The 21754-nt window shown below is 72.0% G+C and carries 15 protein-coding genes and 1 other RNA gene; 10 read left to right on the forward strand and 6 right to left on the reverse strand.

From position 1 onward, the window contains the following. Positions 1–88: 88 nt before the first annotated feature. Positions 89–502, forward strand: a complete 414-nt coding sequence (locus ABZ896_RS22435) for an organic hydroperoxide resistance protein (RefSeq protein WP_360931732.1) — start codon at positions 89–91, stop codon at positions 500–502. A gap of 136 nt (positions 503–638) precedes the next feature. Here ABZ896_RS22435 and ABZ896_RS22440 read toward each other — a convergent pair whose 3' ends face one another. The 5 genes from ABZ896_RS22440 to ABZ896_RS22460 all read right to left on the reverse strand — a co-directional run bounded on the left by ABZ896_RS22440 (position 639) and on the right by ABZ896_RS22460 (position 11330). Then, on the reverse strand, positions 639–2897 hold the full coding sequence (locus tag ABZ896_RS22440) for a bifunctional glycosyltransferase family 2 protein/CDP-glycerol:glycerophosphate glycerophosphotransferase (RefSeq protein ID WP_360931735.1): 2259 nt from the start codon (positions 2895–2897) through the stop codon (positions 639–641). 135 nt (positions 2898–3032) lie between these two features. Further along, entirely contained in the window at positions 3033–3911 is an 879-nt protein-coding gene (locus ABZ896_RS22445) for a carbohydrate ABC transporter permease (RefSeq protein ID WP_360931738.1), read from the reverse strand. Beyond that, complete coding sequence (locus tag ABZ896_RS22450; RefSeq protein ID WP_360931741.1) at positions 3908–5248, reverse strand: sugar ABC transporter permease; 1341 nt, start codon at positions 5246–5248, stop codon at positions 3908–3910. Before ABZ896_RS22450 ends, ABZ896_RS22445 begins: the two co-directional genes overlap by 4 nt. A 4-nt stretch (positions 5249–5252) precedes the next feature. Next, complete coding sequence (locus ABZ896_RS22455; RefSeq protein WP_360931745.1) at positions 5253–6632, reverse strand: extracellular solute-binding protein; 1380 nt, start codon at positions 6630–6632, stop codon at positions 5253–5255. 165 nt (positions 6633–6797) lie between these two features. After that, on the reverse strand, positions 6798–11330 hold the full coding sequence (locus ABZ896_RS22460; protein ID WP_360931748.1) for an FHA domain-containing protein: 4533 nt from the start codon (positions 11328–11330) through the stop codon (positions 6798–6800). Positions 11331–11608: 278 nt separating this feature from the next. On the opposite strand from ABZ896_RS22460, the gene ABZ896_RS22465 reads away from it, so the two are divergent. The 4 genes from ABZ896_RS22465 (at position 11609) to ABZ896_RS22480 (ending at position 16985) form a co-directional block, all read left to right on the forward strand. Continuing rightward, complete coding sequence (locus ABZ896_RS22465; protein WP_360931751.1) at positions 11609–13345, forward strand: protein kinase; 1737 nt, start codon at positions 11609–11611, stop codon at positions 13343–13345. Between the two features lie 116 nt (positions 13346–13461). Continuing rightward, positions 13462–14691, forward strand: coding sequence for a serine/threonine-protein kinase (locus tag ABZ896_RS22470; protein WP_360931754.1), 1230 nt, complete (start codon positions 13462–13464; stop codon positions 14689–14691). Positions 14692–14770: 79 nt separating this feature from the next. Beyond that, entirely contained in the window at positions 14771–15874 is a 1104-nt protein-coding gene (gene prfB / locus ABZ896_RS22475; RefSeq protein WP_360931757.1) for a peptide chain release factor 2, read from the forward strand. Positions 15875–16166: 292 nt separating this feature from the next. Beyond that, entirely contained in the window at positions 16167–16985 is an 819-nt protein-coding gene (locus ABZ896_RS22480) for a hypothetical protein (RefSeq protein WP_360931760.1), read from the forward strand. A 105-nt stretch (positions 16986–17090) separates the two neighbouring features. Here ABZ896_RS22480 and ABZ896_RS22485 read toward each other — a convergent pair whose 3' ends face one another. After that, positions 17091–17282 carry a hypothetical protein gene (locus ABZ896_RS22485; RefSeq protein WP_360931763.1) on the reverse strand — a complete coding sequence of 64 codons (192 nt, stop codon included), beginning with the start codon at positions 17280–17282 and terminating at the stop codon, positions 17091–17093. 233 nt (positions 17283–17515) lie between these two features. Here ABZ896_RS22485 and ftsE point away from each other — a divergent pair, with 233 nt between their 5' ends. The 5 genes from ftsE (at position 17516) to ssrA (ending at position 21575) form a co-directional block, all read left to right on the forward strand. Next, positions 17516–18205, forward strand: a complete 690-nt coding sequence (ftsE, locus tag ABZ896_RS22490; protein ID WP_164433344.1) for a cell division ATP-binding protein FtsE — start codon at positions 17516–17518, stop codon at positions 18203–18205. A gap of 42 nt (positions 18206–18247) precedes the next feature. Beyond that, positions 18248–19165 (forward strand): permease-like cell division protein FtsX, encoded by a 918-nt coding sequence (gene ftsX / locus ABZ896_RS22495; protein ID WP_360931767.1) that lies wholly within the window; start codon positions 18248–18250, stop codon positions 19163–19165. A gap of 67 nt (positions 19166–19232) precedes the next feature. Then, positions 19233–20405, forward strand: a complete 1173-nt coding sequence (locus ABZ896_RS22500; protein WP_360931770.1) for a S41 family peptidase — start codon at positions 19233–19235, stop codon at positions 20403–20405. Between the two features lie 139 nt (positions 20406–20544). Then, positions 20545–21087: an SsrA-binding protein SmpB gene (smpB, locus tag ABZ896_RS22505; RefSeq protein WP_360931782.1), complete on the forward strand. Its 543-nt coding sequence runs from the start codon at positions 20545–20547 to the stop codon at positions 21085–21087. Positions 21088–21188: 101 nt separating this feature from the next. After that, positions 21189–21575, forward strand: a transfer-messenger RNA (tmRNA) gene (ssrA, locus tag ABZ896_RS22510). Positions 21576–21754: the final 179 nt, after the last annotated feature.

Raw genomic sequence — 21754 nt, forward strand, 5'->3', positions numbered from 1 at the left:
GTGCACAATTGAATTGTGTGCTCTACTTGTCGTCGTGAGGCGGCCGCGGGAAGGCCGCCGGAACCGACTTCGAGAGGGATGGTCTTCCATGGACGCGATCTACACCGCCGTCGCCACCGCCACCCACGGCCGTGACGGCCGTGCGTACACGAACGACGGCAAGATCGACGTCGCGCTCGCCCCGCCGGCGGAGCTGGGCGGCAACGGCCAGGGCACCAACCCCGAGCAGCTGTTCGCCGCCGGTTACGCGGCCTGCTTCGGCAGCGCGCTCGGTCTCGTCGGCCGCCAGGCCAAGGTGGACGTCAGCGACGCCGCCGTCACCGCCGAGGTCGGCATAGGCAAGCAGGGCGAGGGCTTCGGCCTCAAGGTCACCCTCCGCGTCGAGCTGCCCGACACCGTGGACGAGGCGACCGGCCGCAAGCTCGTCGAGACCGCCCACCAGGTCTGCCCCTACTCCAACGCGACCCGCGGCAACATCGAGGTCAACCTCGTCGTCGAGTAGGACGAGCAGGTCGAGTGAGTCGCTGTGATGGGCTCAGCGCCCCGGCCGCCCCGCCGGACGCCAGGTGGACGGGCGGCTCGGGGTCGGCCGCGACGGGCTGGAGGGCATACGCAACTCCCCTTGCCGGGACAGGTGTTCAGAGGCTCTCGGTGACGGCCCGCGGGCTCGCCGGGTGCGGCACGGTGGCCAGCGGGGTGCGCTCGGACGCGGCCGCCGCGGACGGCACCGGATGCCGCTCCGCGAGCGGCACGACCGGCGGCAACTCCGTCTCGCCCAGCACGACATGGCGTACGACCCGCTCGGCGGCGCGCCCGTCGTCGTACGGGCAGAATCGGGTCCGGAACGCCGAGCGCAGCTGGGTGGAGCGGGAGCCGCGCCAGTGGCCGGTGGCGAAGATGTCGGTCAGCTCGTCCTCGCTGCGCGCGACCGCGCCCGGCGGGAAGGAGCGCAGGTCGAAGTAGGTGCCGCGAGCCGCCTCGTACGCCGCGTGGCCGTCGTCGGGGGCGTGGATCACCATCGGCCGGTCCAGGTTGGCGTAGTCGAACATCAGCGACGAGTAGTCGGTGACCAGCGCGTCCGAGGCCAGGCACAGCGACTCGACGCTCGGATGGTCGGTGACGTCGATGACCCGGCCCGGCACGGAGGGCGCGAGCGGGCCGCCGTGCCGGTGGTGGGCGCGGGCCAGCACGACGAAGCGGGGGCCGAGGCGGCGCAGCAGCCGGTCCAGGTCCAACAGCGGGCGCTGGGTGCGGCGGTGGTCGCGGTACGTCGGCGCGTAGAGGATCGCGACCGTGCCCTCCGGGATGCCGAGCGACTCGCGGATCCGCCGTACGTCCTCCGAAGTCGCCCTCTGGAACACGTCGTTGCGGGGCTGGCCGTACGGCAGCGTGGTGTAGCCGCCGGGGTATACGCGCTCCCAGGTCAGGGTGGTGTGGCGGTTGGGGGACAGCAGGAAGTCCCACCGGTCGACGTCCTTCAGGAGCGCGTCGACGTCCAAGTTCCGTGCCACCGCCGGGCGTTCGCGGAGGTCCAGGCCCATGTGCTTGAGGGGCGTGCCGTGTTGGGTCTGTACGAGGACCTGACTGGGGCGCTTGACCAGGCGGCCGTCGAACTCGGTGTTGTTCACCAGGTACTTGGAGCGGGCGAGCGCTGTCCAGTACGCGGCCGTGCCGGGCGTGAGACGGCGGGCCGCGGTCGGGATCGTGTGGTGGTGGCGGGGGTCGGCGATCCAGGCGGTGCGCAGCTGCGGGGCGTACGTGCGGAACGCCTTCTCCAGCGCACCGGGGTTGCAGCCGTACCCGCGGCCCCCGTACGCGGCGAAGACGGCACGGTCCTCCCGCAGCGGCAGCCGCAGCTGGATCCGGTAGTGCAGTCGAAGTGCGGCCGTGCGCACGGCCTTTGACAGGCGTACGGCGAGGGCGCCGGTGCGCCGGCCCAGTCGCCTGGACCACTCCAGCGCGCGGTACGTGCGGTCCAGGCCCAGGCGGATCAGGGTGTCGTGCACCCGGGAGCCGACCGGGACCGGGTGGCCCGGGGTGCGGTGGGCGCGGTGATGGGCACGCGCCCTGCGGAGGAACTCGGCGCGGCTCTCGCGCGGGAGGCCGTCCCGGTCGGTGAACAGCGCCGCGAGGTGGTCGACCATGCGGCGGAACAACACCGGCCGCCAGCGGGCGAGTTCGGGGCGTGCGTCGACGTACGCGAAGAGCCGGTCGTACTGGTCGAAGACGTCGAAGTGGCCGACGTGGACCGTCCCGCGGCGGTGCCGCCTGTGGAGCACGCACACCCGGTCCAGGGTGGCGATCGACTCGGCGGTCATCAGGACCGGGTGGCTCCAGGGCGTGTCCTCGTGGCTGCCCGGCGGGAAGGCGAAGCCCTCGCGCTCGACGAACTCCCGGCGGTACACCTTGTTCCCGGCCGCCGTGGCCACCCGCAGCAGGCCCGGCCGGTCCTCCAGACGGAAGGGCGCCGGGCCCTGCTCGCCGAGGTGACCGCAGAGCCCGCTGCCGACGGTCCGGCCCGTCCGGTCGGTGAGCGCGTGGTCGTGGACCAGGACGTCCGGCTCGCCCGTCTCCTTCAGCCGGTCGGCGATCGACCGCAGCGCGTGCGGGGTGAGGGTGTCGCCGCCGTCGAGGAAGACCAGGTAGTCACCGGTCGCCTGCGCGATCCCCGCGTTGCGGGCGGGCCCCGGCCCCTGGTGGTGGTCCAGGCGCACCACCCGCATCCGCGGCTCGCGGGCCGCGTACTCGTCGGCGAGCTGCCCGCACGCGTCCGGCGAGCAGTCGTCGACCGCGATCAGCTCCAGATCCTCGTACGACTGCGACAGCACCGAATCCAGGCACGCGGGCAGGTACGCCTGCACCTTGTGGGCGGGGACGATGACACTGAACCTGGGCACGGCACATCCATGGGTCGGCGCGGGCGGTCGGCCCTGGAACGCCGGCCCATGGAGGTTGGTTACGCCGCGTGCGGCATATGGGGGACTGTCCCTCCAATACGGCTGTCGTACGGGTCAATCGGGCTGTCGTACGGGCTACTTGACCGCGCCCGCCATCACGCCGGACACGAACTGCCGCTGGAACGCGAAGAACACGATCAGCGGGATCACCATCGAGATGAACGCGCCGGGCGCGAGCACGTCGACGTTGTCGGCGAAGGCGCGCATCTGGGTCTGCAGGGCGACCGTGATGGGCTGGCTGCCGACGTTCGTGAACACCAGCGCGATCAGCATGTCGTTCCACACCCACAGGAACTGGAAGATGCCCAGGCTCGCGATCGCGGGCCCGCCGAGCGGCATCACGACCCGTGTGAACAGGCGCAGTTCACCCGCGCCGTCCAGCCGTGCCGCCTCCAGGAGTTCGCGGGGGATCTCCGCGAAGAAGTTCCGCAGCAGGAACACCGCGAAGGGCAGCCCGAAGCCGGTGTGGAAGAGCACCACTCCGAAGATCGAGCCGAACAGGCCGATCTTTCCGAAGAGTTCGGCGATCGGGATCAGCGCGACCTGCACGGGGACGACCAGCAGGCCGACCACGCCCATGAACCACCAGTCGCGGCCCGGGAACTCCATCCACGCGAACGCGTAGCCCGCGAGCGCGCCGATGACGATCACGAGGAGCGTCGCCGGGACCGTGATCAGCACGGTGTTGAGGATGGAGTCGGTGATGTCGCCGTTCTGCAGGAGCTTGTCGTAGCTGTCGATGGTGAGTTGGGACGGCTTGGTGAACACCTCCCACCAGCCGCTGGCCGTCATGTCCTGCGGGGAGCGCAGGGAGGAGATCAGCAGCCCGATCGTCGGCATCAGCCAGAACAGCCCGACGACGATCAGGAACACGCTGACCGCACCGCCGCTGACCTTCTCCACCACGCGGGAGCCGAGGGACTGCCTGGCCTTCACGGAGTCGACCGTGGTCATCGCCGCACCTCCCGCCTGAGCCGTCGAATGTTGAACCACATCACCGGGATCACCAGCAGCAGCAGGAACACCGAGATCGCGCTCGCCACGCCCGGCTGGTCCTCGGCGAAGCCCTTGCGGTACAGCTCCAGGGCGAGGACGTTCGCGTCGTCCTGGGAGGAGCCCGGGGCGATGATGAAGACCAGGTCGAAGATCTTCAGGACGTTGATCATCAGCGTGACGGCGACGACCGCGAGGACGGGCGCGAGGAGCGGGACCGTGACCTTGCGGAACACCTGCCACTCGTTCGCGCCGTCCACCCGGGCCGCCTCCAGCAGATCCCGTGGGATGCCCGCGAGCCCCGCCGCGATCAGCACCATCGCGAACCCGGCCCACATCCAGATGTACGCCCCGATGATCGACGGCGTCACCAGCGACGGGCCGAGCCAGTCCAGTCCGTTGTAGGGCTCCTTGAAGTTGCTCGCCGGGAGCCGGAGTTGAGCGCCGTCCGCTTTCTCGGAGAAGGAGAAGGTGCCGTCGTCGCCGGCCTTCACCGTCTCGACGACCTTGCCGTCCTTGACCGCCTCGATCTTCATCCCGGGGTAGCCCAGCTCGGTCGGGTCGGGCACGCCGAGCTTGCCCACACCCTTGCCGCGGGTGAAGTCCTGCCAGGTCGTGCCGGTGATCCGGCCCGGGTCGGCCTGGGGCGCCACGGCCTTCCGCGCGTCGCCGGGCATCTGGTCGGGGGCCACGCCCACCAGCGGCAGGGTGACCGTGGCGCCGGTGCGGACCGTGTCCTTGGTGATGAAGCCGCCCTTGTCGGCGACCAGCGGCGAGTCGCGGCCCGGGTGCGCCTTCGGGAACGCCGAGGACTCGGCGAAGGTGTCGTGGACGCCCACCCACACCGCGTTGGCGACGCCCTTGTCCGGGTCCTGGTCGTAGACGAGCCGGAAGATGATGCCCGCCGCCAGCATCGAGATCGCCATCGGCATGAAGACGACCAGCTTGAACGCCGTTCCCCAGCGCACCCGTTCGGTCAGCACCGCGAAGATCAGACCGAGCGCGGTGGCGATCGTCGGCGCGAACACCACCCAGATGATGTTGTTCTTCAGAGCGGTGCGGATGCCGTCGTCGGTGAAGAGCGTCTTGTAGTTGTCGAACCCGGCGAAACCGTCACCGGACTGGTCGTAGAAGCTGCGCACGACCGAGTACCCGATCGGGTAGACCACGAGCGCGCCCAGCAGCACGAGAGCGGGCAGCAGGAACAGCGCCGCCACGGTCTTGCGGGTGCCGGTCACGCTCTTGCGGGACTTGGGGGCGGGGGCCGGTGCGGCCCCCGCCGTCGTGGCTGTGGTCATGCCGTCAGTTCCCGAAGGCGGCCGCCGCGTCGGCCTCCAGCTTCGCCTGGGTCCCCGCGATGTTCGTCGGGTTCGTCAGGAAGTCCTGCAGGTCCTTCCACTCGCCCTTGCCGGGCGTGCCGCCGAACGCCTGCGGGGCCTGGTCGGACATGTCGAAGCGGAAGTCGTCGCCCGAGTCGATCAGCGCCTTGGCGATCTTCTGCTGCACCGGGTTCGGATACGCGGAGTTGTCCACGTTCTTGTTCGGCGAGAGGTAACCGCCCAGCTTGGCCTGGATGGTGGCCGCGTCCGGGGAGGCCAGGAAGGTCGCCAGCGCCTGCGCGGCCTTGGAGTCCTTCAGGATCACCGCCGCGTCGCCGCCGGAGACCACAGGGGCGGTGTCGCCGACCTTCGGGAACGGGAATACCTTCGCGTCGGTGCCCACCTTCGCGCCCGCCGTACCGATGTTGACCTGCGCGAAGTCGCCCTCGTAGACCATCGCCGCCTTGGGCTGGTCGCCACCGGTGAAGGTCTGGGTGACCGAGGCCGGGAAGTCCGTCTGGAGCGCTCCCTTCGCGCCGCCCGCGACGTAGTCCTTCTTGCCCCACACCTGGGCCAGCGCGGTCAGCGCGTCCTTCACGGACGGGTCCGTCCACTTGATCTCGTGCTTGGCGAGCTGGTCGTACTTCTCCGGGCCCGCCTGGGAGAGGTAGACGTTCTCGAACCAGTCCGTCAGCGTCCAGCCCTCGGCGCCGCCGACGGAGAACGGGGTGACGCCCGAGTCGTACACCGTCTGCGCGGTGGTCAGCAGTTCGGCCCAGGTCTTGGGCTCGCTCGCCCCCGCGTTCTCGAAGACCTTCGCGTTGTACCAGATCAGCGACTTGTTGGCGGCCTTGTAGTAGACGCCGTACTGCTCGCCGTTCACCTTGCCGATGTCCTGCCAGCCCTGCGAGTAGTTCTTCGCCAGCTCCGCCTTCGCCTCCGCGCCCAGCGGCTTGGCCCACTTCTTGTCCACGGCCTGCTTGATGGCGCCGGGCTGCGGCAGCATCGCGATGTCCGGGGGCTGGCCGCCCGCGACCTTCGAGCCCAGGAAGTTGATGATCGGGTCCTGGGCGGGCACGAACGAGACCTTGGCGCCGGTGCGCTTCTCGAACTCCGCGAGGACCTTCTTGAAGTTGGCCTGCTCCGCGCCGCTCCAGACGGCCGCGACCTCCAGGCTCGCGCCGTTCAGCTTGGGGAGGGTGACCGTGGTGCCGGTCTCCTTGCCGCCGGTCGCACCGCTGTCGCTGCTCTTGTCGTCGTCTCCGCCGCAAGCGGTGAGGGAGAGGGCCAGGGCGGCGGTGAGGGTGACCGCCGCGGTCCTCGCCGCCCTGGTCTTCCGGTTTGTGCTGCTCGTGCTGCGCATCACGACCCCGTTCTTCGTTCCTCGTCGAACGTTGAAGGCTGTCCCGTGCGGTCTGGTCTACGCCGGGAGCACGGGGTCGGCAAGAGCGCGTCTGATGTCAACCGGGGGATCGTGACCCCCTCGTGACCAGTGCGCGGGGTCGGGGCGGGCTGCCGTCGGCCTCGGTCACAGCAGCGAGGGGACCTCGGTGGCCGACACCTCCTTCGCCGCCCTTTCCAGGGCGCTGGCCAGCAGGGCCAGGTCCGTCGGGCCGTTGCCCAGTTCACGGACCGGGCGGCGGGTCGGGGGGTCGCCCATGCGGTCCCAGTCGAGCGGCACGACCGTGGGGCGCAGGGTCGCCGTACGGGGGATGCGGCCGGTGACCCGGCCGCCCTGGAAGGCGGTCGTACGGCCGTCGGGGCAGGTCAGACGGCCGCGGCCGGGGGACGGCTCGTCGGGGCCGGTGGCCGGGGGATCCAGGGCGACGCGCAGGGTGGCCCTTCTCGACGGCTCCGATTCCGCCGTACGGGTGTCCGGGCCGGCCGCGGCGACCAGGTGCACCCCGAGCCGCTCGCCCTCACGGGCCACCGCCTCCAGCGCGCGTATCACCGAGCCGGCGGCGGGGCGGCCCGGGGAGCCGAGCGGCGGGGAGACCAGCGCGTCCAGGTCGTCGACGACCACGACGAGGCGGGGGAGCGGCGGCGCGGCCTCCTGCTGCCGCCGGGCGGCGGCGGGACGCAGCCGGATGGTGGAGCTGGGCGGGGAGTCGAGGTCGGCGGAGGCGTCGGGGTGGGTGGAGTGGGAGCCGGTGCCGAATCCGGTGCCGACCCCGGTCGCGGCGCTGGTACCTCTCCCGGTGCTCGTGCCGGTGTGGCTGTTCGGGGGCGTGGTGGCCCGCTGCGCGACCATCCGGCCCGTCAGCTGCCGGCCCGTGTGCCATTCCGTGAAGTCGGAGCGGCCCAGCAGCTCCGCCCGGCGTTTGAGCTCGGCGCTCAGGGACTGGGCGAACTCCCGCATGCGGACCGGGTCGTTGGCGGTGAGGTGGGTCGTGACGTGCGGGACGTCCGTGCACACCCGCAGACCCTCGCCGTGGCCGCCGGCGCCCGCGCCCACGCTGTCGCGGCCGTCGACCAGGACGAGACCCAGCCGGTCGGGGCGCTCGGCCGCGGCGAGCGAGGCGACGACCGCCCGCAGCAGTTCCGTACGGCCGCTGCCCGCCGGGCCCTCGATCAGCAGATGCGGCCCGTCGGCGACGAGGTCCGCGCCGACCGGGCCGCGCGGGCCGGCGCCGAGCACCGCCCACGCCCGCCCGCCCAGCGACTCCGTGTCGTCGGCCGCGTCCGCCCAGCGGGTCATCAGCGACGCCGGGGTGGCCCTGGCCAGCCCCAACTCGTCCAGCAGCCGCGCCGACTGCGGCAGCGGCGCGGAGACCCGGGTGTGCCGGCCGGCGCCGGTCCCGTCCGTCCGCAACGGCGCCAGCGCCCGCGCGAACCGCTCCGCCCAGGCCGCGGAGACGGCGTCCACGGCGGCGACGGTGCCGTGGCCCACGGGGGTGGGGCGGGCGGCGTCGGAGGCGGAGGGGACCGTCTCGGTGCCGGGGCGGGGGAGCTGGGTGCTGGTGAGGGAGCCGTCCGCGCCGGGGTGAGCGGCACGCGCACGTGGAGCGGCGCCGTCGGCGTCGGCTCGGGCGGGACCGGACGGGTCGGCGGTGGGTCGGGGCGGTGGGGCGCCGAATCCGGACGGGTCGGCTGCGGACCGGCGGGGAGAGCGGGTGTCGGCTCCGGACCGGGGCGAGCGGGTGTCCGTCCCGTACGGGTCGGTGACGGTTCGAGGCGGCCGGCGGGAGCCAGTGTCGGCCTCGGACGGGGTGGTGCCGGATCCGGGCGGTCGGGTGCCGGTAGCGGTGCCTGTGCCTGTGCCGGACAGGCCGGTGTCGGCCCGGTACGCCCCGGTGTCTCCGTCGGTGTCCCAGCCGCTGCGCGCCGCGGCCGCGTCGGACGCGTTGCCCTGTGCCGTCGCGCCCCCGTCCACCGGCCTTCCGGCCGGGGCCACCCGCATCAGGCGCAGGGCCGTCGCCACGTCGCCGCTGAGCAGACCGACCGCGCCGCACTCGCGGAACGTCGGCGCCGCCGCGCACGCGGCCTCGTACGTCTCCGTCACCGGGGAGGCCGGTGACGCCGGGGCCGTCTCGGCCAGGCACACCACATGGATGCCGGCCTGCGGGCCCTCCGCCGCCAGCCGGGCCACCGCCTTGCGCACGTCCGCGCCGCCGGGGTCGCCGTCCACCACGACCACGGTGTACGGCCCCCTGAGGCCCTCGCCGTCCTCGTCCTCCCGGGCCCAGGACGGCCGGCGTGCGGCGCCCCGGAGCCGGTCCTGCTCCGACCTCGCCGCGGGGACCGTCGGGGGCCGGCCCGCCGTGTCGGCCAGGTGGTCCTCCAGGCGCCGCAGAAGCTCGTCGGTACGGGCCGCCGCCTGCTCCCGGTCGTAGGCGAGCAGGAGCCGGCAGTCCTGGCCGTGGCCCGGACGGACATGGGGGAGCCAGCCCAGCCAGGCCCACTCCGCCGTCCGCTCCTCCGTGGGGCGCGAGCGGTCCGCGCTGATCAGGACGAGCTCCAGGGCCTCGGGCGCGTGCAGCGCGGCGAGCTGCGCCACCACCGCGCGGGCCAGCCCCGCGAGCCGCGCGCGCGGACCGGCCAGACCCAGTGCGCCGGCCTCCCGCAGGTCCGCGGTGACCGGGACGGCGGGCAGCAGCCCCGAGCCGTCGGGGGCCGCGCGGTCGGCGGTGCCGAGCCGGACGGTGAGCGCCTCCGGGTGCCCCGGGTCGCGCTCCCACAGCCGTACGCCCGGGCCCAGCGCCGTCAGCAGCAGGGCCGCCGGGTCCGGCCAGACCTCGGGTGCCTGGGGGGCGGTGGCCGACGGGACGGCTTCGACGGCCGCCGGTTCCTCGTCGTACGCCTCCCGCCCGACCGCCTCCTGCTCCCCACGCCCCCCGGCCAGCCGCCGCGCCCACGCCCCGATCCCACCGCGCCGCCGCGAGCCGCCGGTCCCGCCCACAGTGCCTTTGCGGCGACCGGCTGCGGGGGTGTCGGGGGCGGAAGTGTCGGGGGGCTCGGGGGTCGACGAGCCGCGCGGGGGCGTGCCTTTGCGGCGGCCGGTCGCGGGTGCGTCGGAGACGGTGGTGTCGTGCCGGGGCGTGTCTTCCTGGCGGCCGGTGTCCGGGACGGCCGTGCCGCGCAAGGGGGTTCCCTTACGGCGGCCCGCGGCCGGGGAGTCCTCGGAGAGGCCGGTGTCGTCGAAGGGAGCGTCGGCGGTCGTACGGGACGAGGCGCGGGCCGGGTCCGAGACGGACGGCTGGTCCAGCCCGGGAACGCCGAAGCGGCCGGCGTGTGTGTCCCCACGGCCCTGTCGATCGCCGCCGGTCGGCGCGGTGCCGTCGGGGCCGTGGCCGCGCGGATCCGAGCCGTCGCGGCCGCCGCCCCGGGAGGGGGTCGTACCGCCGGGTCCGTCCCCGGGAACCGTCCGGTCGCCTCGGCCGACGAGGCCGGACCTGCCCGGGTCCTGGTTCTCGATCGGCGGCGCGCCCCCCTGCCCCGGCACGACGACCGGCGCCCCGGGGGCGCCCCAGCCGTCCGTGTCGTGGCCCGGGTGGACCCGGTCGGCGGACGGCCGGACCCGGGCGTCGACGCCATCGGCGGTCGTACGCGCGCGTGGCGAGTCCTCGCCTGCCCCCGCGGCGACGGGACCACCCCCACCGGCTACCGAACCGCCCGCCCCCTGCCCTCGCCGCGAGCCCGGCCCCTCTCCGGCGCCGCGGGCACCCTGCGAGTCCGTCCGGGGCCCGTGCCCCTGTCCCGCGTCCGGAGCCGATCCGGACCCGCGGGCGTCCTGCAGGTCCGTCCGCGCCCTGTGCCCCTGCCCTGTGCCCGGAGCCGGTCCGGACCGGCGGTTGTCCTGCGCGTCTGTGCGGGTCCCGTGTCCCTGTCCCGCACCCGGAGCCGATCCGGCCCTGCCGATCCCACCGGCGCCCGTCCGCCCCCCACGCGCCTGTCCCGCCGTCCCGTCCGCCTCGTCGCCCCCCACGCGCACGTGCCCCTCGCCGTCCGGGGCGACGCCGAGACGGTCGACCCCGCTCGGGGACAGCCGTAGGGCCGACTCGCCGATCCTCAGGAGCGCCCCCGGAGGGAAGCGCACCGGGTGGGGGCCCACGCGGGTGCCGTCCAGGAGGGTGCCGTTGGTGGAGCCGAGGTCGGCGACCGCGACGCGGCCGTCGGGGTCGACGGTGATCGCGCAGTGCAGGCGGGAGACGTCCGGGTCGTCCAGCGGGACGTCCGCGTCGGCGGAGCGGCCGATGTGGATCTGGCCGCCGTGCAGGAGGTGGACACCGCCCGCGTCCGGGCCCGCGACCACATGGAGCTGGGTCGGGGCGTCGTCCAGCTCGGGGTGGGGCTCGGGGGCGGCCGGGGCGCCCAGGGACAGCACGGCGCCGTCGATCAGCGGGGGCTCGCCCAGGGTGGCGCGGCGGTCGTCGAGCCGCTCGCCGTCGGCGAACAGCACCACCGGGCCGTCGCCGGCCGAGACCGCCGAGGCGAGGGCCGAGGCCACCGCGGCCAGGGCGGTGCCGACGGGAGCCGTGACCAGCACGTCGCAGCTCGCGGCGCGGCCCCGGGCCCGGTCGGGCGGGCCCAGCGGGTCTACGACGGTCAGCCGGATCTGCATCGCCGTCAGCGGTCCCTTCTACGAGGTCCTCCTTGACTGGAGGCATCCTCGCACCCACCACTGACAACGCGCCCACCACCCGGACGCAAGTGATCTTGATTGGTCGGCTCTGCCCCTAAAAGTGCCTGCTCGGTGCGGTGTCCGTGATCACTTGAGATCGGTCACGTTCACGGTTGGCAACCGGGAGCCAGGGGGAAGCGTCTTTCCTTCGAACATGCGTGAAGGGCGGCACTACAGTTGGGTCGGAACGGACAGGCAAGCAGCAGGGAGCGCATGACGTGCGGCCGGTAGGCAGCAAGTACTTCCTCGAGGAGCCGCTCGGACGCGGCGCCACGGGCACCGTCTGGCGTGCCCGCCAGCGGGAGGCCGCGGGCGCCGAGGCCGCTGTCGCGGGCCAGCCCGGAGAGACCGTCGCGATCAAGGTCCTCAAGGAGGAGCTCGCGAGCGACCCGGACATCGTGATGCGCTTTTTGCGTGAGCGCTCCGTGCTGCTCCGGCTCACCCACCCGAACATCGTGCGGGTCCGCGACCTGGTCGTCGAGGGCGATCTGCTCGCCCTGGTCATGGACCTCGTCGAGGGCCCCGACCTGCACCGCTACCTGCGCGAGAACGGCCCCTTCAGCCCGGTCGGAGCGGCCCTGCTCACCGCCCAGATCGCCGACGCGCTCGCCGCGAGCCATGCCGACGGCGTGGTCCACCGCGACCTGAAGCCCGCCAATGTGCTGCTGCGGCAGTACGGCGGCCAGATGCACCCCCTGCTGACCGACTTCGGCATCGCCCGCCTCGCCGACTCGCCGGGCCTGACCCGCACCCAGGAATTCGTCGGCACGCCCGCGTACGTCGCTCCCGAGTCCGCCGAGGGCCGCCCGCAGACCTCCGCCGTCGACATCTACGGCGCCGGCATCCTGCTGTACGAGCTGGTCACCGGCCGTCCGCCGTTCGCCGGCCAGACCGCCCTGGAAGTGCTCCACCAGCACCTGAGCGCCGAGCCGCGCCGCCCCTCCACGGTCCCGGACCCGCTGTGGACGGTCATCGAGCGCTGTCTGCGCAAGAACCCCGACGAACGCCCCAGCGCCGAGAACCTCGCGCGCGCCCTGCGCACGGTCGCCGAGGGCGTCGGCGTGCACGCGAACTCCGCGCAGATCGCCGCCGCCGAGGGCGTGGCCGCGCTGCTCGCGCCCGACCCGGCCCCGACGGCCGTCCCGGACATGCCCGGCGCCGCCGACCCGACCCAGGTGCTGCCGCACGGCGCGGGGGCGGGCGCCTTCGACCCCAACGCCGCGACCAGCGTCCTGCCGCACACCGGCCCCGGGAACCCGCTCGGCGCGGCCGACCCCACCGCCGTACTCCCGACGAACCGCGGCGCGGCCGACCCGACCGCCGTCATGCCGCCGATGCCGCCCGGGCAGCCGGGACAGTACGGCGGTCCGCAGGGGCAGCAGGGCCGGCAGCCCGGTGGGCCCGAGGAGCCGCACCCCTGGCAGAACCAGTTGCGCGCGGCCCGGGACCGCAACGAACAGACGCAGGTCCAGTACCTCGACCCCAGCGAGGACCCGCTGCGCCGCCGCCCGCAGCGGCAGGCCGCCCGGCCGCAGCAGCAGCGGCCCCAACAGCAGCAGCCGCAGCAGCAGCGGCCCCAGCAGGGCGGTTACGGCCGTCAGCCGCAGCAACAGCCCCAGCAGTACGCCGCCCCCGCGCAGCAGCAGCCGCAGCGGTACGCCCCGCCGCCCTCGCGGCCGGAGCCGCAGCAGCCCCGGCGCGAGCCGCGCGAGCCGCGGCAGCGCAGCGCCAACCCGATGAAGATCCCCGGGCTCGGCTGCCTCAAGGGCTGCCTGTTCACGATCGTCATCCTGTTCGTGGCGGGCTGGCTGGTCTGGGAGCTGAGCCCCCTCCAGGAGTGGATCGGCACCGGCAAGAGCTACTGGCAGCAGCTCGGCGACTGGTTCGACACGGTCACCGGCTGGATCGGGGATCTGGGCGGATCATCCGGTTCCTCCGGAACTTCCGGGCAGTAGCCGCACGACGAGGTTGGGGATTTGTCGACACCTGGCGGGTGATTTCCGTCTCCGCGGTGAAGGTTGGCTCTTCCGGCGCGTAGTTTTAACGACAACACGCGTCTGTAGGAGCAGTCTTGGGACGGAAGATCGGCAGCCGGTACACCGCCAACCAGATCCTGGGGCGGGGCAGCGCCGGCACGGTGTGGCTGGGTGAGGGGCCCGAGGGGCCCGTCGCCATCAAGATGCTGCGCGAGGATCTCTCCTCCGACCAGGAGCTCGTCGGCCGGTTCGTGCAGGAGCGCACCGCCCTGCTCGGCCTGGAGCACCCGAACGTCGTCTCCGTGCGCGACCTCGTCGTCGACGGCAACGACCTCGCGCTCGTCATGGACCTGGTCCGCGGCACGGATCTGCGCACCCGCCTGGACCGGGAGAAGCGGCTCGCGCCCGAGGCCGCGGTCGCCATCGTCGCGGACGTCGCCGACGGACTCGCCGCCGCGCACGCGGCCGGGGTCGTGCACCGCGACGTCAAGCCGGAGAACGTCCTGCTGGACATGCAGGGCCCGCTCGGTCCCGGCGGCGCGCACCCGGCCCTGCTGACCGACTTCGGGGTCGCCAAGCTCATCGACTCCCCGCGCCGGACCCGGGCCACGAAGATCATCGGTACGCCGGACTACCTCGCGCCGGAGATCGTGGAGGGCCTGCCGCCGCGCGCCGCGGTCGACATCTACGCGCTCGCCACCGTGCTCTACGAGCTGCTGGCGGGCTTCACGCCCTTCGGCGGCGGCCACCCGGGCGCGGTGCTGCGCCGGCACGTCACGGAGACGGTCGTCCCCCTTCCCGGCATCCCCGACGAGCTCTGGCAGCTCATGGTGCAGTGCCTCGCCAAGGCGCCGGCCTCCCGGCTGCGCGCCTCCGAGCTGGGCGCGCGGCTGCGGGAGCTGCTGCCGCTGCTGGCCGGGATGCCCCCGCTGGACGTGGACGAGCCGGACGACGAGGAGGACGTGGAGGAGGCGCTGCCGCAGGAGCCGGTGGCCTCCGGGCGGCCGGTGCGGCGGGGCGCCGTACCGCTGGTTCCGGGCGCGAAGCCGGCCGACTCCAACCGGGACACCCACACGTCGATGCGGGTACCGGCGCCGGACGAGCTGGCCGGGGGCGCGCGGGGGACGGCGCGGGTGCCGCGCGCCGCGGGTGCGCCGCGGCCCGGGTCCGCGCGGAACCGGGTGGTCGCGCGGCGGCGCCGGGTGGCGCTGGGTATCGGGGCGCTCGTACTGGCCGTCGCCGCGGGGATCGGGGTGTGGGCGGCCACGGACGACGCGGGGGCGACGCCGCAGGACACGCGGAACTCGGCGCCCGCCTCGCCGTGAGGGGTGGTCCACGCGGGGTGCTCTGCCGCCTGCGGTCACCCGGCGTCGGTCCATCGGCGGAGCCGTTAGGCTGGAGGGCGTGGCAGTCGTCGATGTATCCGAAGAGCTCAAGTCCCTCTCCTCGACCATGGAGTCGATCGAGGCCGTTCTGGACCTCGACCAGCTGAGGGCAGACATCGCCGTGCTCGAGGAGCAGGCGGCCGCGCCGTCCCTGTGGGACAACCCGGACGAGGCGCAGAAGATCACCAGCAAGCTGAGCCACCTCCAGGCCGAGGTCAGGAAGGCCGAGACCCTGCGGGGCCGGATCGACGATCTCTCCGTGCTCTTCGAGATGGCCGAGGAGGAGGACGACCCGGACACCCGCGCCGAGGCCGAGTCCGAGCTCGCCGCCGTCAAGAAGGCGCTGGACGAGATGGAGGTCCGTACGCTCCTCAGCGGCGAGTACGACTCCCGTGAGGCGCTGGTCAACATCCGCGCCGAGGCCGGTGGCGTCGACGCCGCCGACTTCGCGGAGAAGCTCCAGCGGATGTACCTGCGCTGGGCCGAGGCCAAGGGCTACAAGACCGAGCTCATCGAGACGTCGTACGCCGAAGAGGCCGGCATCAAGTCGACCACCTTCTCCGTGCAGGCGCCGTACGCCTATGGGACCTTGTCCGTCGAGCAGGGCACCCACCGGCTCGTGCGCATCTCGCCCTTCGACAACCAGGGCCGCCGGCAGACCTCCTTCGCGGGTGTCGAGATCCTGCCCGTGGTCGAGCAGACCGACCACATCGAGATCGACGAGTCCGAGCTGCGCGTGGACGTCTACCGGTCCTCCGGGCCCGGCGGACAGGGCGTCAACACCACCGACTCCGCGGTGCGCCTGACCCACCTGCCCACCGGCATCGTCGTCTCCTGCCAGAACGAGCGGTCGCAGATCCAGAACAAGGCGACCGCGATGAACGTCCTCCAGGCCAAGCTGCTGGAACGGCAGCGCCAGGAGGAGCGGGCCAAGATGGACGCCCTCAAGGACGGCGGCAGCTCCTGGGGCAACCAGATGCGGTCGTACGTCCTGCACCCGTACCAGATGGTCAAGGACCTGCGTACGGAGTTCGAGGTCGGCAACCCCGAGGCTGTCTTCAACGGCGAGATCGACGGTTTCATCGAGGCCGGAATTCGCTGGCGCAAGCAGCAGGAGAAGTAACTTTGTCGACTTGACCCCGTTTACGCAACTGCCGTCCAGTGGGCGGCAGTTTGCGTGATGTCTGGGTTTTACATCACACTCACAGACTCCCCCCTCCGGCAAACCCTTCCGAGTCGGACATCGCGCGCGCAACGCCCTTGACGTTGCTTTGAAAAATGGGAAGGGTAAAGCGCGGCATGCGTATCTCTGGGGCGCATGTGAACCGGGGGACTTGAGTACGGCTACCTTCCTCCGTCGATCACGGCCCCGAGCGCCGCCTCATTGACGATGAGCTACTGGGGGTAGCAAACACATGACGAAGAAGACGCGGGTCCGGATCGCGCGCATAGCCGCCGGTGCCGTGATCGCGGCGGGCGCCTCGCTGACCGCGGCGGGCGCCGCTTCGGCGCTCGACGCCAACATCGGCCTGAGCGTCACGGCCAACGATGACGACCCCTCGACCGGCGGCACCACGGGTGACACCACCGGCGGGACCACCGGAGACACCACGGGCGGCGCGATCGGCGGCGTGATCAGCGGTGGCACGACCGGCGGCAGCACGGGCGACACCACGACGGGTGGCACCACCGGTGACACCACCACGGGTGGCACGACGGGCGACACCACCACCGGTGGCGGCACGGGTGACCCCACGACCGGTGGCTCCACGGGCGGCGACGCCTCGATCGGCGGCCTGATCGGCGGCGGTGACACGACCGGTGGCGACACGACGGGCGGCAGCACGGGCGGTGACACCACGGGTGGCACGACCGGCGGCGACACGACCGGCGGCACCTCGGGCGGCTCCACCTCCGGCGGTTCCACGGGCGGTTCGACCGGTGGCTCCACGGGCGGCGACAGCAGCACCGGCGGTTCGACCGGTGGCTCCACCGGTGGTGACAACACCACCCCCGACGGCGGTGGCAACGACGCCGTCACTCAGGACGAGGGGTCCTCGGCGCTGACCGACACCGGGTCCGACGCGCAGGCTCAGGGCAACGGTGCCGAGCTCGCCGAGACCGGTGCCGGCCAGACCGCCTTCCTGGTGATCGGTGCCGCCACGATGATCGCCGGCGGCATCGGCTTCCGCGTCCTGCCCCGCCTCGCGGGCGGCCGCGGCGCCGCTGCCTGACGGCGGCGGTAGGCGGTCGTACGGGAACACTCCGTACACACGCTGTACGACGAGGGGCCCGGAGCGTGATCGCTCCGGGCCCCTCGGGCGTCTTCGGGACCGCGCCTACGCGGTCTGGTGGGCCACCAGCGCCAGCGCCGCGATCAGCACCGCGAGCAGGGCGATCAGCGCCATGGGGTTCAGGCCCGCGAAGGGGCTCTCCTGCTGCAGCCGCTGACGGTTCGCGCGGCACACGGGGCAACGGCCCTCACTCACGGGCGCGGCGCAGTTCGCGCACACCAGCCGGTCGTACGTCATGCGCGTGCCCTTCTCGCGAGTGCTTCCGTCCTTAGAACGCCTCCGCGTACGAGAACGTTCCCTTCCCTACTGTGCCAGGTTCCCCCGGGTGTCGCCTGTGAGCCGGAAAGAGGGGCCCGCGAGGGCGGTACAAACAGGCACATCCGATACCCAACCCGAACCTGTGCCTGCGCGCGTGCACCCGGGTCGCGTATGGTCACGCTCATCTACCCCCGGCCAACCGTGGTGCATCCGTGATCCGATTCGACAACGTATCCAAGGTCTACCCCAAGCAGACCCGCCCCGCACTCAGGGATGTCTCCCTGGAAGTGGAGAAGGGCGAGTTCGTGTTCCTGGTGGGGTCCTCCGGCTCCGGAAAGTCCACCTTCCTGCGGCTGGTGCTCCGCGAGGAGCGGACCAGCCAGGGGCAGGTGCACGTGCTGGGCAAGGACCTCGCACGCCTGTCCAACTGGAAGGTGCCGCAGATGCGGCGCCAGCTGGGGACGGTCTTCCAGGACTTCCGGCTGCTGCCGAACAAGACGGTCGCGGAGAACGTGGCCTTCGCCCAGGAGGTCATCGGCAAGTCCCGAGGCGAGATCCGCAAGTCCGTGCCGCAGGTGCTCGACCTCGTCGGGCTCGGCGGCAAGGAGGACCGGATGCCCGGCGAGCTCTCCGGTGGTGAGCAGCAGCGCGTGGCCATCGCGCGGGCCTTCGTGAACCGGCCCAAGCTGCTGATCGCCGACGAGCCCACGGGCAACCTCGACCCGCAGACCTCCGTCGGCATCATGAAGCTGCTCGACCGGATCAACCGCACCGGCACCACCGTGCTGATGGCGACGCACGACCAGAACATCGTGGACCAGATGCGCAAGCGCGTCATCGAGCTGGAGCAGGGGCGCCTCGTCCGGGACCAGGCCCGCGGCGTCTACGGCTACCAGCACTGACCGCCGTCCGAAGCGTCCACGGAAAGGCCTGAAGAAGACGCCATGCGCGCCCAGTTCGTACTCTCCGAGATCGGTGTCGGTCTCCGCCGCAACCTGACGATGACGTTCGCCGTCATCGTCTCCGTCGCCCTGTCGCTCGCCCTGTTCGGCGGGTCGCTCCTGATGCGCGACCAGGTCAGCACCATGAAGGGCTACTGGTACGACAAGGTCAACGTCTCGATCTTCCTCTGCAACAAGAGCGACGCCGAGTCCGACCCGAACTGCGCCAAGGGCGCGGTCACCGAGGACCAGAAGAAGGACGTCCTGTCCGACCTGGACAAGATGTCGGTGGTCGAGAAGGTCACGTACGAGTCCCAGGACGAGGCCTACAAGCACTACAAGGAGCAGTTCGGCGACTCCCCGCTGGCGGCGTCCCTGACGCCGGACCAGATGCAGGAGTCGTACCGGATCAAGCTCAAGGACCCGGAGAAGTACCAGGTCATCGCGACCGCCTTCAACGGGCGCGACGGCGTGCAGTCCGTGCAGGACCAGAAGGGCATCCTGGACAACCTCTTCGGGCTGCTCAACGGCATGAACTGGGCGGCGCTGATGGTCATGGTGCTGATGCTGGTCGTGGCGCTGATGCTGATCGTCAATACCGTGCGCGTCTCGGCGTTCAGCCGTAGGCGCGAGACCGGCATCATGCGGCTCGTCGGCGCCTCCGGCTTCTACATCCAGGCGCCGTTCATCGCGGAGGCCGCGGTCGCCGGGCTCATCGGCGGTGTGGTCGCCTGCGGCTTCCTGGTGATCGCCCGGTACTTCCTCATCGACCACGGCCTCGCCCTGTCCCAGAAGCTCAACCTGATCAACTTCATCGGCTGGGACGCGGTCCTCACCAAGCTCCCCCTGATCCTCGCCGCGAGCCTCCTGATGCCGGCGCTGGCGGCGTTCTTCGCGCTGCGCAAGTACCTGAAGGTGTGACACATGCCAAGAGGGCCGTACGGGCAACCGCCCGTGCGGCCCTTCCCCTTGTCCTAGACTCACCGGCATGTCAGGCCGAGACCTGTTCTGTCAGCCCCGCCGTGTGCGCCGCGGGGCGGCTCTGACGTTGGTGTTCGCGAGTGTGCTGGTGGCCGGGGCGGCCACCGGGGCGTTGCCGGACACGGAGCGCGGGGAGCGCAAGTCCGCTGCCGACAGCGCGCGTTCGGCCTCTCCCGCCGGGCACCACGAGAGCGTGACGCAGGCGGCCGAGGAGGCCGTGGCCGACGGGAAGTCGCCGATGGAGGCGGCCGAGCGGGCCGTGAGCCGGAGCGGGGACCGCTGGGGGGCCGTCTACTCCCGTGGCGAGTACGAGGAGTTCGAGGAGGCCCTCGACGGGCTGTACACCGGCGTCGGACTGTGGGCGCGGCGCGAGCGGGACGGCCGTATCGAGGTCACCAAGGTGCAGTCGGGGTCGCCCGCGGCCGGTGCCGGGATCCACAAGGGCGATCTGCTGCGCAGCGTCGACGGGCAGCGGGTCGACGGGCGGCCGGTCACCGAGGTGGTCTCCTTACTGCGCGGTGACGCCACGGACGCGGCCGCCGGCACGACCGTACGGCTGGGTCTGGAGCGGGGCACACGCGCGTGGAGCGAGACCGTGCGGCGCGCTCTGCTGTCCACGGACTCGGTCACTGTTCGAGAGCTCGACGACGGGATCACCGTCATCAAGATCGCGGCGTTCACCAAGGGGTCCGGGGAGGCCGTACGGGACGCCGTGCGGGAGGCGCCGGCCGGGGCGGGCGTCGTTCTCGATCTGCGCGGGAACTCCGGGGGGCTGGTCTCCGAGGCCGTCACCGCCGCGTCCGCGTTTCTCGACGGGGGGCTGGTCGCGACGTACGACGTCGACGGGCGGCAGCGGGCGCTGCACGCGGAGACCGGTGGGGATACGGCGAGACCGCTGGTCGCTCTGGTCGACGGGGGGACCATGAGTGCGGCCGAGTTGCTCACCGGGGCGTTGCAGGACCGGGGGCGGGCCGTTGTCGTGGGGTCGCGGACGTTCGGGAAGGGGTCCGTGCAGATGCCCAGCCGGCTGCCGGACGGGGTGGTGGCCGAGCTGACCGTGGGGCATTACCGGACGCCGTCGGGGCGGGGGGTCGACGGGCGGGGGATCGTGCCGGATCTTGAGGCCGATGACGGGGCTCTTCGGCAGGCTGAGACCGTGCTCGGGGGATTGGGCGGCTGAGGTCGTTGCTTGGCTGCGGGCCGGTGGGGGCTTGTCGCGCAGTTCCCCGCGCCCCTGAGTCGGTGTCCGCACCCCCTGATTAAGAGGTACCCCGCCACCCCTCCCTAGTGCGAAAATGGACGGCACTATGAGCAAGGGAATGTACGTACCGAAGGAGTCCCAGCCCAAGCAGGGTGGTGGGGGCGCGAAGGCGCAGGACGGGGAGAAGGGCGGCAAGCGCAAGATCGTCGCCCAGAACAAGAAGGCCCGGCACGACTACGCGATCATCGACACCTACGAGGCCGGCATCGTGCTGACCGGTACCGAGGTCAAGTCGCTGCGTCAGGGGCGGACCTCGCTGACCGACGGCTTCGTCCAGATCGACGGGGGCGAGGCGTGGCTGCACAACGCCCACATCCCCGAGTACGCCCAGGGCACCTGGACCAACCACTCCGCGCGCCGCAGGCGCAAGCTGCTGCTGCACCGCGAGGAGATCGACAAGCTGGAGTCCAAGTCCCAGGAGACGGGTCACACGATCGTGCCCCTCGCCGTGTACTTCAAGGACGGCCGGGCCAAGGCCGAGATCGCTCTCGCGCGCGGCAAGAAGGAGTACGACAAGCGGCAGACACTGCGGGAGAAGCAGGACCGGCGGGAGTCGGACCGGGCGATCGCGGCGGCGAAGCGGAAGCAGCGGGGCCAGTAGGAATAGGCTGGCACCGGCCCGCGTTGGTCACGTACGATGGGTACCGCACCTCACCGAGGGTGCGCGCCTCTCCTGGAGAGGCATTTTTGAAAAAACAACATGGGGATGATCGGTTTCGACAGCGGCTGTCGAAGCAGGGGAAGCGTGTCGAGGAAGCGGCAATGATCTCGTTAACCATATGTCGCAACCAATAATCGCCAATACCAAGAGCGATTCCCGCGCCTACTCCCTCGCTGCCTAATAAGCACCGAGTGTAGGCCCTAACGGGTGTCAGACCGGGGGTGTTCCCGACCCGGACCCTGGCATAATCTAGGGGACTAAACCACCGAGCCCGGTCACGGGGTTCGGTGGGAAATCAAACAGTGACTGGGCCCGTCGGCGACTTGTTCGCGTGATTGCCGGGGCCGAGAAAATCACAGCGAACTGCACACGGAGAAGCCCTGATTCAGCACCGTTGGACGCGGGTTCGATTCCCGCCATCTCCACTCGTCCCTCCGGGGACAACCCCATGTTCGCACCACGACGAAGGCCCCGCTGCTCAACGGCAGCGGGGCCTTCGTCGTGTTCGCGCGCTAGGGCGTTTCTGATGGCTCTTGGACGGTGTCTCGGAGCCAGATGACGATCGCTGCCGCGGTCAGGGTGCCGTTGAAGATGTAGTCGCGTTTGT

Origin of the sequence: Streptomyces sp. NPDC047072 (assembly GCF_040643855.1) — a bacterium.
GTDB lineage: Bacteria > Actinomycetota > Actinomycetes > Streptomycetales > Streptomycetaceae > Streptomyces.

Bases quoted from the DNA above. Each gene is read 5' to 3' on its own strand.
- ABZ896_RS22445 (WP_360931738.1), bottom strand. From the start codon at position 3,911: ATGACCACGGTCGACTCCGTGAAGGCCAGGCAGTCCCTCGGCTCCCGC.
- ABZ896_RS22460 (WP_360931748.1), bottom strand. From the start codon at position 11,330: ATGCAGATCCGGCTGACCGTCGTAGACCCGCTGGGCCCGCCCGACCGG.
- ABZ896_RS22455 (WP_360931745.1), bottom strand. From the start codon at position 6,632: ATGCGCAGCACGAGCAGCACAAACCGGAAGACCAGGGCGGCGAGGACC.
- ABZ896_RS22485 (WP_360931763.1), bottom strand. From the start codon at position 17,282: ATGACGTACGACCGGCTGGTGTGCGCGAACTGCGCCGCGCCCGTGAGT.
- ftsX (WP_360931767.1), top strand. From the start codon at position 18,248: ATGCGCGCCCAGTTCGTACTCTCCGAGATCGGTGTCGGTCTCCGCCGC.
- ABZ896_RS22435 (WP_360931732.1), top strand. From the start codon at position 89: ATGGACGCGATCTACACCGCCGTCGCCACCGCCACCCACGGCCGTGAC.
- ABZ896_RS22450 (WP_360931741.1), bottom strand. From the start codon at position 5,248: ATGACCACAGCCACGACGGCGGGGGCCGCACCGGCCCCCGCCCCCAAG.
- smpB (WP_360931782.1), top strand. From the start codon at position 20,545: ATGTACGTACCGAAGGAGTCCCAGCCCAAGCAGGGTGGTGGGGGCGCG.
- ABZ896_RS22500 (WP_360931770.1), top strand. From the start codon at position 19,233: ATGTCAGGCCGAGACCTGTTCTGTCAGCCCCGCCGTGTGCGCCGCGGG.
- ABZ896_RS22480 (WP_360931760.1), top strand. From the start codon at position 16,167: ATGACGAAGAAGACGCGGGTCCGGATCGCGCGCATAGCCGCCGGTGCC.